Origin of the sequence: Shewanella sp. SM74 (assembly GCF_025653725.1) — a bacterium.
GTDB classification, from domain to species: domain Bacteria; phylum Pseudomonadota; class Gammaproteobacteria; order Enterobacterales; family Shewanellaceae; genus Shewanella; species Shewanella oncorhynchi.
Map to the genome: position 1 here is coordinate 86016 of NZ_JAKKRZ010000018.1, position 16514 is coordinate 102529.

Genomic DNA, 16514 nt, shown 5'->3' on the forward strand with positions numbered 1-16514 from the left:
GCATGTGGGAAATTTATTCTGTTGGTAATCCGACGTTCCTTATTGAAGTCTTTAACGGATTAGCTCGCCTATGGTCAACTGGCGATATCTACGTATTACTATCCATCGCATTAGTGATTGGTTTACTGTGGAATTCTCTTCAATGGGCTACCAACCAAGAGAAAATGCCTTTCCCAGCTAAAGGTTTTATTCTATCTATTATTTTTGTAGTCGGCTTATTAGGTCCTCAGTCGCTTGTCGATGTACGAGTTACATCAAAACGCGATTATTCGTTTCAAGAAATCAATAACGTACCACTTTTACCCGCCGTGGGCGGTTGGTTTATCACAAATACAGGTACAGCAATTGCTGATATTATGGCTCAGGCTTTTTCCATTGTTGGGATTGATTCTTGGGAGGCTTTGAGCCCTATTCAGCATTTTGTCGGCCTTTCTGCAGTTAATTTTGCTGACGTGTGCACGCCCAATCCTTTGGATAACAATATAAATGTTTGTAAATCATTTAATGTCTATCTTGATGAGTGTTATGTCGTCGCGAACATGGTTTCCCCCGGAGCAACTAACCCTATAGAACCGGTACTAAGTGCAAAACCAGCTGATATTATGGGGTTACTGAAAGTTACCAACCCAAACCTTAATACCACGAGTTATCTTGTGCCAGGGAACTCGCAGGGGGAGAAGATTAGTTGTGAGTTGGCTTGGAGTAAACTGGATAGCCAAATGAAGTCAGGGCAGTATAGGGATAACTTGGAGAAGTCCTTATCAGCTCAAGGTTCAAGTCTGGCGAAAGTCAGCCAATTTTTAAATCAATATAGTATGCAAGGGGTTATCCCTTCTGCAGAGTCATCTTTTGATCTCGCGAATGCCGCGTTCATCGGTAGTGTTTTTAATAACTATTTCCCAAGCACCCCGTATGGCCAACAAGTGTCACACGCCATGTTTGATACGATAAGACAACGCCAATTAGCTAATGCATCCAAAAAGGAGTATTGGATGGAAAATGCGGAAGTGATGCAGTCGTTTTTTGAAGCATTAACGGTCTTTTTAACGCCTTTCCTTGGATTGGTTTTGGCTATTTCTGGTCAGGGACTTCTAGCCGTAGGGCAATATTTTGCTGCATGGATGTTTGTCCAAATGTGGTCAATCATGATTGTCTTGGTCAACTTGTTCACCGCTTTGGCTATGACGAATCGTTTCAATGACGCTGTTGCTGCAGGCAAAAGCCAATTTAGTTTAACGGCGATCGACAGCCAATTTGCTACAGCTAACAGTTATATCGGTATCTCCGGTATGCTTTACACTTTCATTCCCGCTATTTGTGTCTTTGTGCTCTATCGAGGTGTTCATGCAATGCAGGGCATGGCTAAACAGGCTATGGCCGATCCTTCTATCGATTCTAAACGCCTGTCCCCTGATACCGGCACGTCAATACAAAACGGTAATGCTCAATTCGGTAATCAAACATCTCAGTATGAAACTAACACTGGGCGCCATTTAAACGGTGATTCGCTCGTTTCTAGTTCCGCGGGGAAATTCTCAGTGGGTGAATCAATAGGTTCGAGCGTTTCATCTGGGGCGAGCAGCCTCCGAAGTCAGGCGGCAACTTTAGCTCAAAATGCACAACAATCTTTGGACTCTATTTTCAACGAATCAAAAGGGGGAAATTTTTCTAAAAACACGGGTGAAAGCCAGTCGTTTCAAGCATCATCTGTTTCTGAGTGGGCATCGTCTGCTGCTAATGCCATAAGCAAGGCTACAGGGATGTCATTTTCTGAAGCACAGCAACTTGTAGCGTCAGGTGCCGTAAGTGCCGATGCAAAAGGGGGATTGTCTTTAAGCGCAGGTTTCGGCGGGAAAGGACAAGGCCCAAGTATGGCTGCGAAAGTGGGTGCAAGCTTTAGTGCTGACTTGAAAGCAACAGCCCAAGCGAATGCTAATTCGTCGGAAGAAGCTAAAGAATCGTACAATAAAAACCTCCAAGAGTTAGTATCGAACAAAGATGCCATTAACCAAAATTTATCCAAGATTACAACAGCCTCGGATGTCGCATCTTTCTCGGATACCGCAGCAGTCCAAGAAGCAGCAAAACAAAGTGCTGCCTATACTCGTCAATCACAGGCGCTTGAGCAACAAGGCCTCATGTTGACTCAGATGGCTACGAATTCTGGTCAAGTCTCCACATCCAGAGATATTGATTTTGCAGGGCTTAGTGCCTCATTAAGTAAACAAGATATAGGTTCATTTCTTTCTAAAAAGAACCCTGAACTGTGGGAGAAAATTAAGGATTTGCAAGTGGATGGCATGTCTGGCGATAAGTGGTTGGATGAAAAAACAGTGTCCTTTGCTCAGGAACGAGAGTCAAAGAGTGCGAATGCCATTGGTGAAGGTCGCGCACTTGCTCTTCAAGAACTGATGAAAGAGAACGACAAGATTAACATGCAGGAAGGCGGCAGAGGAATTGACATTGGCAAGGAAAAGGCCGATGCCGAGATGAACCGTGATATTTTTCAATCTATGGCTGCTAATGGAGTAGTGAATACTACTGCCGCAGGCGATCTCTATCAAAATAAAGTCAACACACTCGATGCTATGGGCAACACATCATCTTACTTAGATCAAAGTAAGGCACCTTTAGAACAAGTGGCGCCAAAAATGCCAACGGCCGATGAATTTACGAATGCGTATGGGGCTCGTGAACAGGGCTCTCAAGCTATGGTTAACAGTGCTCTTCATGAAACGTTAAATGGACATGCTAATGTTGCTAATGCGGCCGAAGATAACAAGGCGCAATTCAAGAAACAAGGTGAACAGTTAACCGGCGGAGTTGATGGTGTTGGTTCTGCGCCAGAAAATTTTGAGAAGAAAATAGACAAACTGGATAGAACTCATAGCGCGACAGCACAACTCTTCAATACCATCGGTGATATTCCTGCAAAGTTAGGAGAAATGACTAAGCCTGAAGGCGACAGAGCGATGAATAATTTAATCACTCAGCTCGCTTCAAGTGAGGAAGGTGCTAAGTGGGTCGGGGAGAATGTTAAGGGAGATACTGCTAATGGCATGAATCTATTATCTGACTTCAAAGGCGATCCCACTGAAAAATTCAATAGAGGGGTTCAGGTTCCCGGCGATGAAGGGCGTCAGTACCAATCTTTACTGCAATCGTTAGATAATCCCCAGTTAATGCGAGGACTTTTAGGGGAAGATGGACAAGGTACTCCTTTGGCGAAACAAAATTTCAAAGAGGAAGAATTAGCTAAGTTGAACGAACTGAATAGTTGGTATCAAAGCTATACGCAAGGCAATATTGGCGGCGAAAAAGCTATTAATGAAGTGATTAAGCAGAATGCTAATGGGATGGCCGATACGTCTTCCGGCAATCCAATTTTGAATGCTTTATCTAATGATGGAGTTGTTAATTCGTTCAATTCTGACAATGCTACTAACTCTCTAAATGATAAAAACAAAACTGCTGACGTGCTAAATAAGGTACTTAACGGGGAGAATGTTAGCGATATTATCAAAGACGATAAGGTATTTACGTTGCAATATGCTGAAGGTCGGTCGATGAATCTGACTAAGGGAGACCACGATAGTAACGCAAATAATTTAGCAGATATTAAAGAATTGGCAGCGATAATTAAACCGTCATTAAGCGAGGATAAGCAACAAGTGCTAGAAAATGCACTCTCTCAATTCGAGCAGGAAATCCCTTCTATTGATGACAAGTTACAGAATAACGCGTCTCAGGATAAAGATAACATCCAGTCTGCAAGGCTTGCAGGCACTAGAGTTGCCTCTGATGAGTCGTTTACGAGTAATGCTAAAAATGCATATAACGCCCTTATTGACGCTAATATGACCCCTGAGCATGTTCGATATGATGCACGCCCTACCAAAAGTTTTGATGATGTTGCTTCCCATGTTGAATCGGCTAAAGATGTAACGCAGTTAGCCACAATGTATGAAAATTCTAAGCCTTTCATAAGTCATGATAGCCAAGGTAAAATTGAAGCTGATTTGAACAAACTCAGCGAACAGTTCGGTGGTTCAAGCATCTATCCCGCTTCTGCAAGCCCCGGTGGATCTGCAGCCAATATAGACACTACACAGCCACCAGCGACGAGCACAATCTCTGTGAGTAGTAATGTAAGTAGTAACGACCACGCCCCAGTTGCCATGGGCTTTACAAATGCGAGCGTTGGAGGGAGATAGCAGGCTAAAATGTAACAAGTGAATAAGGCGATAATTAAACTCTTATTCGCTTGTTTCTTCGACAAACAAGTAATGCCAAAAGCTTTTGGTTACCATAGGCGTAATACTTTGAAAATCCGTCTTGTAATGTCCATGTAAATCAAAAGGCACATTATCAGGGCGTTCATTATCTCTACACCATTGACGCCAATCAGTTTGAGTTCTCAATCCGAGTTTTCGAGTGAAAGATAACAAATCTTTAAAATTTAGATATTTATCACAAGCTAAGAATTGCGCCCAATTACTAAAACCTTCCACTTTAGAAATGTGCAAAGGACCATTGATTAAATTAGTGGAAACAGCAAGCCGCCACTCTTCTTTTGTTCGAATGTTTAACGAAACAGCAATCTGTTGGATTTCCTCAATGTCGATTTCTACCTCTGGACTATTATCCATTCCAGTAAAATTGCACCACCCTTTCCATTCAGTTTTATAGTAAATGCTTGGCTGGTATGGAAGGATGTTTTGGAAGTCAGTCGAAGATGCACGAAAGCGCAAATATTCTTTTGCTGTAAATATCTTAAAATCCCGAACAAGCTCTTTAGCTTGTTCAAATGATAGTTTTTCTTGATTCTTTCTATGAGGAACCATAGGGATAGACCTTTATGATTAATGCTCCTGGCCTTTATGCTAAATGTAAAATTACCCATCTAAGCAATTTTTATTGTAACAGACTTCACCTATCGATAGTCAAACCCAAATCTATTGCACCAGCCATCAATTTAAAGGTACCTTTATTGAACTGTGATGGTAGCCACTGAACTACAGTATTAACATCCATTTTGTATATTCGTTTAAAGATAGGAATAGTGAATAAGCTGCGAGTTATAAAAACAGTATCATCTTTACACTCGATGTCTATCTTGTACCAAAAAAACAAAATTGGGATGCTTGAAATGAAAATCCAGCTCAGTGGTATGCCGTAGTCATATAAAGATGTATTCGTTAAATTTACTAAACATATAAAAAGAAAAGGAAAAGATAGGGCCAGAACACTAACCCTGAACAAGCTAAATTTTACAAATGCGTAATAACTTTCTCTCATTCCTTACCTTCGTTGAACCGATAATAATGATCCAGACCAACATAAGCTGTTTTTATTCCTTCACCATTGGAATTTTTGAAGGTGACGAGTATTTTACCAATGGTATCATTTTTTGGTATTTGAAATCTTGAATTAAAAACGAGCGTATTAGCAGGCATAGCCTCCATCTGTTTGCGGTACAGGTTGTCAATGTACACCTGTTGTTCTGTCAGCTTGGGTTTTGGGTATGTTTTTTCAAAATAGCTTTTCATTTGATGAGAAAGCTGAAGTGAACTGTCATTTACCTTTAGGCCAGCAGGTAACCCTACCGGTGATTGGAAAACCAATAACGCTGCACTCGCGATGATCAAATTAATCATGATGAACTCCTAGGTTGTTTGCAAGGTACGGCGTACCAGTATTTTCTAGCGTTAATCAAAGGGTATGGTATTTCTTTAAAATTAACATTACCGCGGTTATAGTCCGATAAAGCGTTTACCTTGCTCGGCGGTTCACCAAAAAGAATCATGGGCAAAGAGGCGTTGGTCGATGATATTTTTTTGTTCGCAGTGGCACCAACATACCTGGTCCATAGGTCGATAAATGGTTGAACTCGGGTTTGTCTTATTTCGACAATGTTATGACCTACTGGTACATGAGAAAGCTGCTCTATTTCTTTATCGATGAAAGCCTGCTTGTCATCACGGTTGCTGAGTGTGTATTCAAAAACATGATTATTTTTCGCGTTTTCAAGACTTAACTTAGCCTCATCAAGAGGCACAATTCGTTGAATTGTTTTGTGCTGCCAATAAAAATTGACTGTGTTCACAGCAACACTTGTGCAACGAATATGTCTTGTTGCAGACAATAAAACCACGTTCTCAATGTTTTTATGCAAGTTTTCGTGAGCGTTTTGGCGCTTTTTAAAATCCTGCTTTACGGAATCGTGAAACTCGTCTTTTCGCTTATTTATCTCATTAATATAGCTGACAACCTCAGCCTGACTTGCTGTTGGCAACACAACAAAGCCTGGGAATCGATGTGCAAGATAAGTACTGTATTTTAACGCGTCTATTTTGAGTGTAGAGAAGGCTTTGCGTAAGAATTCCTTCCCTTGGTCATCGAGCGTATGCCTTTGAAGGATAGAAATAATCTCGGGCTCTGCATGGCTTTCATCTAATAGTATCCTTGGCAGTTTGAAAAGCTGTAAATCAATGGCGCAATCACTTAACAACGCCGAAAATTCATCGAGCATTGATTGTAACTGTAAAAAGTTACTCTTCATGATTGAATTATTGTGAGCGCGATTTTTCATTCATGCTACCGCATACTGACCCTTTTATACTTAAATTATAGTACACCTTGCTGATTTATTCGTCAACTTTTTACTCTTTTCAATTTTTATCCTGATTCACAGCTATACAGTAGCTTTCGAATCATTTTTCTCTCATTTTTTCTTTATCTGTCGTATTTCGTCGCTGAGATCGACTTAAACTCAACAAAAACTCTTTATGATCACAGTTTCAACTTAGGGGGGAGGAACATGTCAAAATCTTTGGATATTACAATTTTGTTCTACGACGATGAATTTTCACTCGTCTTAAAATCTGAGTGCCTCTCGGGTTGTAAAATTTCTGATAGTGGCAGAGTAATCATTCCGGCAAATGCTAGGGAAGGTAAGCTCATCGTGGCTGTATTAGAAGGAAGCGTTCGTGTACTCAATGCTCTGGGCGACAGAGCGTTGCCGGCTCAACAAGTAGCATAAGTGAATCGAGATATGCTGCGTTCTTCATTGATATCCAGCGTTTTAAAGCAGTTTAAAACCTCTTATAGAATTAAACTGGTTCTAAAGCCTAAGAACCATATACCTAATAAGCACAAAAAAACATGCAAGCATGGTTATGAGGCGAATTGCCCGTTTTTAACTTCTGATTGCCTGTTCGATTTAGTGGCCGCGCAAGGTGTATCTCTTCATAAATCAGATCTAGAGTCAGTTCAAAGCCCCGTAGGAAACAACATGCCAATCGTATATTGCGTAGTTAATAGTGAAGATCAAAGTCTAATGGAAATCTTGGATATTGTCGAAAAGCTTGCGCGTGAATTGGCCTTTAATCTTGAAGTTGTGAATTTTTCGGAGGCGTTAATTCACCTTAATATTTGTGCCAATGATGTGCTTCATTATTATGAAATCTTATCATTTTATTTTGACAGGGCTTTCAATCTGAATTTGTCTTCAGAATTGATTATTAGAATTAATGGTGCACATAAGTTCTTGAGTGATTTTTATTCTGCGAGCAGTAGAAACTTGATCATTGATAATTGTGATGTTTGGTTGGATCAGCATCCTTAAAAATTGTGTAAGTACTTTTCAAAATGTTTATGGGACGTAGCAAACTATTTGAGGCTCTTAGAGGGTCCGCCGGGATTCTGGAAATTTCCGCCAAAATCAGATTAAGCAATTGTTATTAATAGAAAAGCCTTGATTTTTTAATATTGCTACTCTTTAGTCCAAGGAACGATCTATGCATCATGTCTTTTTGCACATTGGGACGAGATTTCAGTGACTGTAGTTCTGTTCTATGCAGTATTTTTATCTATCCGCAGTGTAGTGCTGTCTCTAGCGACGTATGTGAGATGCAGCTATAGATATTAATTTTCCGCGCCGATATACCAATCACTTTCATCACATTCATTTTGTAACGAAACAATGCAATGCCCGCAATAATAGCAATGATGGCTGATATCCGTTCAAACGGCCCCTCAAAGCCTGTTGGCCATAAAATGTGATAACCAAAAAACAGAGCGAGATTTAAAATCACCCCCACGACAGCCGCAGTGATCGCCGTCAGTGGCGCAGTGAATTTCAAATCGTTATGCGTCGTTTCAATAAAAGGTGCACCCGCAAAAATAAAAATAAAGGAAGGTAAAAAGGTAAACCAGGTAACAATCGTGGCGGCAACTGCGCCCGCCAGAAATACCATATCGGGTCCAAATACGGCTTGCACATATCCACCCACAAAACCGACAAAAGCCACTACCATAATGAGCGGTCCAGGTGTGGTTTCACCGAGTGCGAGCCCATCGATCATTTGCGTAGGCGTAAGCCAACCGTAATGGCCGACCGCGCCCTGATAAACATAAGGTAATACCGCATAGGCACCACCAAAGGTGAGTAATGCCGCTTTGGTAAAGAACCAAGCCATTTGGGTGAGCGCGTGATCCCAACCCCAGTAAGCCCAGAGCGCAAACAGTGGAATTGCCCAGAGTAATGCACCAGTGATCAAGATTAGGCTGAAACGCGACCAGCGGAAAATCGCGTGGGAGGGGGTTGGAGTGTGATCATCAATCAAAGCAGTGCCGAAGGATTTATCGGTTTTGCCGTGACCACCGCTGCTGTTGAAATAATCAGGCAAAAATCGCCCACCTAAATAACCCATCAGCGCCGCTGCAATCACGATGTAAGGGAATGGCACATTGAGTGCAAATATCGCCACAAACGCTGCGGCGGCAATCATCCACATGACATTATTTTTTAATGCACGCGAACCAATCCGATGAGCTGCATGTACTACGATAGCAGTTACCGCCGGTTTAATTCCATAAAACAAACCAGCGACCCAACTCATCTCACCGTAAGCGATATACACCCACGACAGTGCAATCAAAATAAACAGTGATGGCAACACAAACAACCCTCCGGCCACGACACCACCCCAGGTGCGATGCATTAACCAGCCGATATAAGTCGCGAGTTGTTGCGCCTCAGGGCCGGGCAACACCATACAGTAATTTAGGGCATGCAAAAAACGCTTTTCACTGATCCAGCGTTTACGCTCGACCAGTTCCTGATGCATGATAGCGATTTGCCCCGCAGGACCACCAAAACTGATAAGCCCAAGCTTTAACCAGAAACGAAAGGCTTCCCAAAAACCGACTGGCGCTGGTGCTTCTACTTGTTTAACAGATGATAATTTGGTGGTGTTACTCATACCGTTTCCTTATCAGTAAAAGCGGCCAATAACGCATCGAAGACACCATTCGTAGTGATGATGAGTTGATCGTCGTCGTGAATGCTGTTGCGCAATCCCCACAGGATTTGCTCCAGACCACTGGCCTCGCTAGGCTGGATCCCACCTGCATCTAGAAAATGTACCAAAGCCCCCATGCGCGCTAAACTGGAGTGCTCGAGCCCAAAACTTTCCAACAGGACTTCAAAGGTCACCTTGCCATTAAGGTGAGTAAAACTGGCGCCATCAAAATCAAATCCCAGTGCGTCATCGGGACAATCCTGAGGGGCTTGCAACCACACAAAGCGTGCTTCAGGGTCGATAAAACGGCTAATCAACCAAGCACTCGCAAGACGATCTACCCAGGGGCGGCTTCGGGTTGCCCATAACCGTCCGCGATAGAGGTCGACATCCAATCTCGGAATTTCACCGGCATGTTCGTGGGGTTCATTGGGTGATAATTGACGGTTGAGTTTACGTTCAAGACGTTGCAGCGCCTGCTGGGTTTGCACCTGCGCTTCGCCAGGGAAAAAATCCGTCACGGTAATGGCAGTGAAGTTCTTACGCAGTTTGCGCAACTGTCGTATTGCCTCTTGCAGGGAGTTAACTGCCAATTCTTGAATCTGGGGAAGTTCTTGTAAAAGCTTGGCATACTCATCGCGACGGTCAAACAAATCGCTAAATTGGCTAGCGTCTTCGCTATCCACGAAGAGCACATAAGCCGAGCCTTTACTTGCTTCCACTTCTTGTGCAAAGCCATCAAACAACTGCTGATGTTCTGGTCGTTGGGGAAGTAGATAAACGCCGTCACGTAATACGGCGGTACCGGCGGATTTAAGAGATCGCCACAACCTCATGCGAACAGTCGCATTTTGGGTAGGCAGGGATAAAATTAATAGTATCCACTTCATAATAATGTAGAGCAATATTCAAATGTGTAAACTACTCTACATTAACGTGTTTGATGTGTACAGGAAAGCGATCCAGATTCCGTACATCTAGGGTTTACCGAAACTTTAGAGTAAACAGGTTAAATTATGATGATTAAAAGTAGAGTAAAACGACTATTAACAAACGACAACCGATATGAGATGGCACTGTCAGTTAGACTAACAGCGCCACACTGAAAAATTAGAACTTGTTTGTATCTTTAACTTCCAATAATTCACCGTTACTGGCGATTTTCAGAAAGACCTGTTTTTTAGTGGTGGGGTTAACAGCACTTACCACATAAAAATTACCTTCAAAAGTCACAATGGATAATTGTGATTCAGGTACATCTTTCCATGAGCCATCTAATTTACCGACCTCAAAACCAAAGTCTTTAAATGTCATTTGATTGAGTGACTTAGCGGCAACCTTCATTGCACCTTGTCCACTAATCACACCATGATCAGCATGGGCTAAAGCACTACCGTTCATTAATAGGCCACATAGGGCGACAACTGTTATCAATTTTTTCATAGCATTCTCCAAATTATATCAATTATTGCTTAAGACCAATGACGTCATACTGTCCTTTAACCAGTAGCTGTACGGCAATAGGCTTATCCGATTTATTTTTCCAGTACCAACCATGGGAACCTGCAAAGGGAGCGGTAAAACTGCCCTTCATTTCGTTTGATGTTGCAATGGTATAACTCTCAAAGTATCCAGTGGTATTTCCCTCAGGTTCACCATGGAGGTCAAAATACAAAGCGTCGCCATCAGTTAACCATTCATAGGTCATTTTGGCATACTGTGGCATAGCAAACTTGTATTCGACGCCTCGACCAGCGGGAACAACCACTTCAATCGTTTGAAATTCTTGGCTGTTTTTCTCTCCTAAGCCCTGCGTTGAAACCACACCTTCGGCTTCAGCGGCTTGTGCAAGTGTCGTTAATCCCAATTTTTGGCCTACGCCTGTCGGGTCAATGTTGTACTCGGCAGGAAGGATAAAAGTCACCAGAGCAACGGCCGCAATGACAGTTGCGGAAATACTGGCTTTGACTAAAGTGGTTGTACTGACAGTGTGTTGCATAATCTACTCTTTTTATTAGTTTAATTTACAAAATAGCCAGTAAGCTGATAGCCCATCAGCATGATCCCGGCACTCATAAGGGCCGTGTTTGTGAGCGTTGAAAATCGCTGAAATGAAGGAAAGTGACGCCAAGCGTTAATCACTATCAAAATAAAGGCCAACGCAGCAAATTGCCCGATCTCCACCCCGATGTTAAATGCCAATAAATTGGTAAACAGGCCTTCCTTTGACAGTTCAAATTCCTGTAATTTGGTTGCCAGTCCAAAGCCATGAAAAAGACCAAAGATTAACACGGCTATTTTCGTATTGGGTTGCCAGTTAAAACAGCGCTTGAAACCACCTAAGTTATCAAAACCTTTATAGATCACTGATACGCCGATAATGGCATCGATCAAATACGCATTAACTTGAACATCAGTCATCACGCCAAGTAATAACGTCGTGCTGTGACCAATAGTAAACATAGTGACATACAGCAACACATCTTTGCTGCGGTACAAAAAGAAGATCACCCCCACTAAGAATAGTAAGTGGTCGTATCCGGTGATCATATGCTTAGCCCCGATGTACAAAAACGGAATAAATTGCACCCCTTGGTTTTGTTCTAAAAAGGCTCGGGTATTGTCATCGACCCCATGGGCCAATACATCGACACTGATAAAACCTAACAGTCCGATTAAGAGGAATAGACTGATTTTTAATAGCTTATTTGGCATCAGCTAACTCCATTGCTTCTACTTCAGTCAAAATAGACTCCTTTTCTTTGTGTAAAATTCGATATAGCGCGGGGATAACAAATAGCGTTAATAGCGTAGAGGAGATAATGCCGCCAATTACTACGGTAGCCAGTGGCCGTTGCACTTCTGAGCCTATACCAGTATTGAACGCCATCGGAATAAAGCCAAGCGAGGCGACTAATGCGGTGGTTATGACCGGACGCAGCCTTGTAAGTGCCCCTTCAAAAATGGCGCTATCGAGTCGGTTGTAAGAACCCCGTAGGTTTTTTTTTACCATCAATGGCGACGACTTCTCCCTGAGTTAGGCGGTGCAACGCCTGCATCCAATCGAGAAAACATTGCCGAAAGGCCTGTGGTTCAATGATGGCGATAAGGCGTGCGAAGGTGTCATGGACCGGGACACCTTTTTCGAATAACTGGTGACGGCGAAACCATTCATGATGACCTAGAACGTATTCACGAATGTCCGTCCAACCACGAGCCCCCTGCAATGACGGCACAGAGTGCACCAAACAGAACATCAAATAATGGATAGTCGATCTTGGCACTCTGCCGATTGACTTGGATGATACCGAAATGTGCTTTGATACTGTCAATAACCATGCTGGTTCTCCCAAAAAGAGAGCATAAGATCACAGTCCGAGCTACAGGTCAATCAGATGGAGCAACCAACATGTTATACACAAAAGTCTGGTCTATTCATCTCTGCGTCAAAACACAAGCCGGAAATTGATATTCGCGTTCGAGGATGTTGATCAAGTCAGAAAACCGTTTTACATCTGTTTGAGAGTTATCGCAGTGAATTGACATATCACGCAGCTCAAGTAATTGTTGTTCAAGATTGCTTGATAAGTATCTACCAGTGGAAATCTGTCTTTTTATGTGTGTTTTAGCAACCTGATAATGTTTTAGTTTCGCCAATTGTTTTAGCAGTATCTAATATTATACCAGATACTGCTAAAAAGTGACCAATACCGCGATGAAATTGGAAGCCTGCTATAGAAGCAGTTTATGATTATAAGCGGACTGTATTTCGTTCTGATAAAGCCACTTACGCAGACGATTTTATAGTCTCAACTTTTGCATGAGCCATTTACCTGCAGGTTTCGAAGTGGGTGTAGAGTATGAAGCCAAATAGAATGCTCAATCCCATTTGGCTTCATTTACTTTTTGATTAACTCTTTTTCGAGCACACCTTAAAACTGGTAGCTCACTCCGACATTCATTGTCGTCCCTAAGCCTTTAGTGTTGTAGCCTTTAAAGGTAAAAGATTGCGAGCGGGCAGAGTAATAATCTTCGTTGAACAGGTTTTCTACACCCAGGGATAAAGTCCAATCATTTATTTGGTAGCTACTGCTCAAATTGACAATGTTGTAATGTTCAACGGGGCCTTGGCTACCAACATATGCACCATTAATGGGCTCGAATCGGTCGCGATCGCCGATATACAAATAGGCAAGACTAATATTGCTGTTGTCTGTTGGTTGCCAATCTAAAGTGGCGGTAAATTTAGGTGGAGAGATGATTTGCCCGTCTAAATACTCATCTTTTTCGGTATCTTTACCTTCGACAAAACTATAGCTCATGCCGGTGCTGAGATTGTCTAACCAAGCGTAACTGACTTGTGCTTCGTAACCCCAAATTTCTTGCGGGGCACGAATAGGAACATAGGCACCTGATACAGCGTCGTATTTGCTGCTGGTGCCGAGTTCTGATTCGCTGAAAAAGGCTGCTAGTTCATAGGAAAAGGCACCAACATAGCCTGAAATGCCTATCTCATAGTTATCAATAATGGCTGCCTGTGATTTGATTAAGGCGATATCATTGACTGCCGCAGCGCGTAACAACAAACCAAGATCAGAAATATCTGCGCCTTGGGAATAACTGATAAATGGGCTAGCAAAGCTGCTGCCTGTATAACGTAACCCTAAGTTATAGGTAGTGGCGTTAAAGCCGAGGTCGCCTCCTTTAACATCAATCGATTCGGTACATTGAGTCGCACTCGCACACAGTTTTAACGTACTGTAATCTTTAACACTTAAATCCACACTATCCTGACGAACTCCCGCCTTAATGACCCAATCATCGAATATCACCCATTTAGTTTGCAGATAGAAAGCAAGATTGGTCATGTCCATTTCAGGCACCCAAATACGCCCATCCTCAAGGGGCTGACTGCTGATATCCTGCAAAGCATCGACCCCATAAACAAAATTGGCGACTATGTTGTCCCAATCGACCTCGGTATTAAAGTTGGCGCGTAAGCCAATTTTTTCAGACAGAATAATCGATTGCCCACCGCTGTATCCTTCTGATGGATTAGCGAGTGAGGAAGAGAAGAAAAACATGTTATCAATTTTTTGGCCGTAGGCGTCTAACACCATTTGTGTGTTATCTAATAATGCATCGTCAACATACTTCAAGGTAACGTTATGGTTGCCCTTAGGTCCCTGTGGTTCGCCGAGTTTAGGTTTGCCTGAGGTATCTTTAATGGCGTAGGTTTTAACGCCAGAATTAATACTGCCACTGACATCAACTAAGTCTGCATCCTGTTGTGCTTCGTAGTAGTTGTAGGTGAATTGCAATGACTTTGCGTCAGTAAACTGGTATTGCAATTTGGTAAATAGGTTTTGTGTTTTCGTTTCGGATAATCCATAAACTAGGCCTGGTACGTCACCTTCTGCATCACGCTGTAGGCCCGTTTCTTCGGTCACAGCATTTAATACATAACTGAACTTTTCAAGTGAGCCATCCACACCTGCATTAAAGCGATAGCCAGCGCTGTCTTCAAATTTGACTGTGCTGAATTTACTCGAGGCACCAAGATTCACTTGTGCTTTACTATCGCCAGGTTTCTTGGTGATGTAGTTGATAATACCGCCTGCTGCACCATTACCGTAAATCGAGGTTGCACCTTTAATGACTTCGATACGCTCTATGGCGTTCGCATCCACTGAGCGCATATCAAGCGAGCCATTACGCAATGGTGTCGATTGCGGTACACCATCAATCAGTATGAGTGCCTTACGGCCACGTAACGTTTGTCCTGCATTACTTGAGGTTCCTGAAGATGGCGCTAAACCTGGGACTCGCATTGCTAGAATATTCTGTAGCTCGGAACTGACCTTGAGATCTTGGTTAAGCGTGGCGTTATCAATTAAGGTGACAGATGAGGGGACTTCATCAATACGCTCCACGACGCGACTTCCTGAGATAATCAGGCGTTCAATATTTGCAGGTGGCGTGGTAGAGGTCACTAGTGTGGTGGCAAAGGCCATACCAGAAAATAACACTGAACCAACTAAGGCAAAACGTATTGAGGTTGCACAGGGTGTGAGCGCGAGTCGCATAGTAAATCCTATATAAGTGAAAGCGGAGTAAAACGTACCATTGAGCCCAACTAAAGACTGATACACCAAGCATTATGCGTGTGAATGATAATTATTATCGAATGATTTTGCAGATTATTTACATTTGTTAAGTTTTATGGGGTGATCTTTTCTGTCATGATGATGCTAAAAAAGGTGTTGAGTCACTCTAATTGTGTTGCATCGACTTACATTTAGCTTATCGGCCCTAGCTCAGTAAAATCTTTCTATTAGTTAAGTTATTGTTGGATAAATTATTTTCATGCCATCCATGGGATTTAAGGAGTACCACATTAAATCAATGAGCTTGGGCTTAGTGGGTTTGGCTGTCGTACTCGGATTATCGGCCTGTGCGACCACGCAATCGCCAACAGGTTGGGGGTAGACTTGCATTTTTCTGCGACGCAGATGGGTGATGCTTCCTTCGAGAAAATGAAAAAGCAGCAAAAAGTGAGTAGCAATAAAAAGCTAACGCAATACGTTAATTGCGTTGCTAAACGTATTACAGCAGCGCAGCCAGATCAAACCCAGCGCTTAGATGTGGTGTTGTTTGACTCAGAACAAGTCAACGCCTTTACTCGGTCAGGTTGCCATATTGATGTTTTACATCGGTTTGAATCTGTTCTGAAGAGAATTTTATTCATATTCAGTGAAAAACTGTCCCAGAATAGCAGGAAACGAGCTGTTGGGAGGACTTTAAGCAGCGTGCTGAATCAGTTACTGAAAATATCAACCATGGCACAGAAAGACGGTTTGAACTCAATATGAAGACTCGGAATGCCTTTGCCCAGCTGAAGCGTTTTATTAGGTGTTAATGTGAGCCCAGTTGAGCGTATATCGTTCCATAGGGATTATGTGCTGAAGGATCCCCTCATAAATCAGCCATAGCATAGCCATATTTGAGCAACTGATTGGCGAATAATACCCAGGCCGCCAGCAATTCTTTCTCCGTGATTTGATAATCAGGCCGCCTGAGTACCTCCAATCCCAAGCGAATCGTTGAGAGTACCGTTCGATGCCCAATGGTATTGGCCTGAAAATGCTTATCCCAGCCCTGTTGCTGTGCGTGTAAACCAACTAGCCACAACAGGCATTGAACCATCAA

The 16514-nt window shown here is 42.6% G+C and carries 13 protein-coding genes and 3 pseudogenes; 4 read left to right on the forward strand and 12 right to left on the reverse strand.

Annotated features, from left to right (window positions below; all coding sequences use genetic code 11):
* Positions 1-2 precede the first annotated feature (2 nt).
* Positions 3-4214, forward strand: coding sequence for a conjugal transfer protein TraG N-terminal domain-containing protein (locus L5M49_RS17465; protein WP_263266539.1), 4212 nt, complete (start codon positions 3-5; stop codon positions 4212-4214).
* Positions 4215-4256: 42 nt separating this feature from the next.
* Here the strand turns inward: L5M49_RS17465 and L5M49_RS17470 are convergent, their stop codons facing one another.
* The 3 genes from L5M49_RS17470 to L5M49_RS17480 all read right to left on the reverse strand — a co-directional run bounded on the left by L5M49_RS17470 (position 4257) and on the right by L5M49_RS17480 (position 6592).
* Entirely contained in the window at positions 4257-4844 is a 588-nt protein-coding gene (locus tag L5M49_RS17470; RefSeq protein WP_263185335.1) for a hypothetical protein, read from the reverse strand.
* Between the two features lie 450 nt (positions 4845-5294).
* Positions 5295-5657: a hypothetical protein gene (locus L5M49_RS17475; RefSeq protein ID WP_263185336.1), complete on the reverse strand. Its 363-nt coding sequence runs from the start codon at positions 5655-5657 to the stop codon at positions 5295-5297.
* Complete coding sequence (locus L5M49_RS17480) at positions 5654-6592, reverse strand: DNA replication terminus site-binding protein (protein ID WP_263266540.1); 939 nt, start codon at positions 6590-6592, stop codon at positions 5654-5656. The genes L5M49_RS17475 and L5M49_RS17480 overlap by 4 nt, the downstream gene beginning before the upstream one ends.
* 228 nt (positions 6593-6820) lie before the next feature.
* Here L5M49_RS17480 and L5M49_RS17485 point away from each other — a divergent pair, with 228 nt between their 5' ends.
* Together L5M49_RS17485 and L5M49_RS17490 are read left to right on the forward strand one after the other, a co-directional pair.
* A complete protein-coding gene (locus L5M49_RS17485) occupies positions 6821-7042 on the forward strand; it encodes a TIGR02922 family protein (protein WP_263185338.1) in 222 nt (73 codons plus the stop codon).
* A gap of 12 nt (positions 7043-7054) precedes the next feature.
* Positions 7055-7627 carry a hypothetical protein gene (locus tag L5M49_RS17490; RefSeq protein WP_263266541.1) on the forward strand — a complete coding sequence of 191 codons (573 nt, stop codon included), beginning with the start codon at positions 7055-7057 and terminating at the stop codon, positions 7625-7627.
* Positions 7628-7871: 244 nt separating this feature from the next.
* Here the strand turns inward: L5M49_RS17490 and chrA are convergent, their stop codons facing one another.
* From chrA to L5M49_RS17530, 8 genes and pseudogenes are all read right to left on the reverse strand, one after another.
* Complete coding sequence (gene chrA / locus L5M49_RS17495; protein ID WP_263266542.1) at positions 7872-9266, reverse strand: chromate efflux transporter; 1395 nt, start codon at positions 9264-9266, stop codon at positions 7872-7874.
* Positions 9263-10195, reverse strand: a complete 933-nt coding sequence (locus L5M49_RS17500) for a chromate resistance protein ChrB domain-containing protein (RefSeq protein WP_263266543.1) — start codon at positions 10193-10195, stop codon at positions 9263-9265. The genes chrA and L5M49_RS17500 overlap by 4 nt, the downstream gene beginning before the upstream one ends.
* 220 nt (positions 10196-10415) lie before the next feature.
* Positions 10416-10748, reverse strand: a complete 333-nt coding sequence (locus L5M49_RS17505) for a DUF6488 family protein (RefSeq protein ID WP_263266544.1) — start codon at positions 10746-10748, stop codon at positions 10416-10418.
* A 22-nt stretch (positions 10749-10770) separates the two neighbouring features.
* The gene (locus tag L5M49_RS17510; protein WP_263266545.1) at positions 10771-11304 is read right to left on the reverse strand and encodes a hypothetical protein; all 534 of its coding nucleotides are present in this window, start codon (positions 11302-11304) and stop codon (positions 10771-10773) included.
* 20 nt (positions 11305-11324) lie between these two features.
* Complete coding sequence (locus L5M49_RS17515; RefSeq protein WP_263266547.1) at positions 11325-12020, reverse strand: HupE/UreJ family protein; 696 nt, start codon at positions 12018-12020, stop codon at positions 11325-11327.
* Positions 12010-12285: pseudogene (locus L5M49_RS17520) on the reverse strand (efflux RND transporter permease subunit); the annotation flags it as partial. The gene L5M49_RS17515 and the pseudogene L5M49_RS17520, both read right to left, overlap by 11 nt.
* Positions 12275-12562, reverse strand: a complete 288-nt coding sequence (locus tag L5M49_RS17525) for an ISAs1 family transposase (RefSeq protein ID WP_411569113.1) — start codon at positions 12560-12562, stop codon at positions 12275-12277. The gene L5M49_RS17525 and the pseudogene L5M49_RS17520, both read right to left, overlap by 11 nt.
* A 675-nt stretch (positions 12563-13237) precedes the next feature.
* Positions 13238-15391: a TonB-dependent receptor gene (locus tag L5M49_RS17530; RefSeq protein ID WP_263266548.1), complete on the reverse strand. Its 2154-nt coding sequence runs from the start codon at positions 15389-15391 to the stop codon at positions 13238-13240.
* 310 nt (positions 15392-15701) lie between these two features.
* On the opposite strand from L5M49_RS17530, the pseudogene L5M49_RS17535 reads away from it, so the two are divergent.
* Positions 15702-16012 (forward strand): annotated as a pseudogene (locus tag L5M49_RS17535) (M48 family peptidase); the annotation flags it as partial.
* Between the two features lie 268 nt (positions 16013-16280).
* On the opposite strand, the pseudogene L5M49_RS17540 reads toward L5M49_RS17535, so the two are convergent.
* Positions 16281-16514: pseudogene (locus tag L5M49_RS17540) on the reverse strand (IS4 family transposase); the annotation flags it as partial.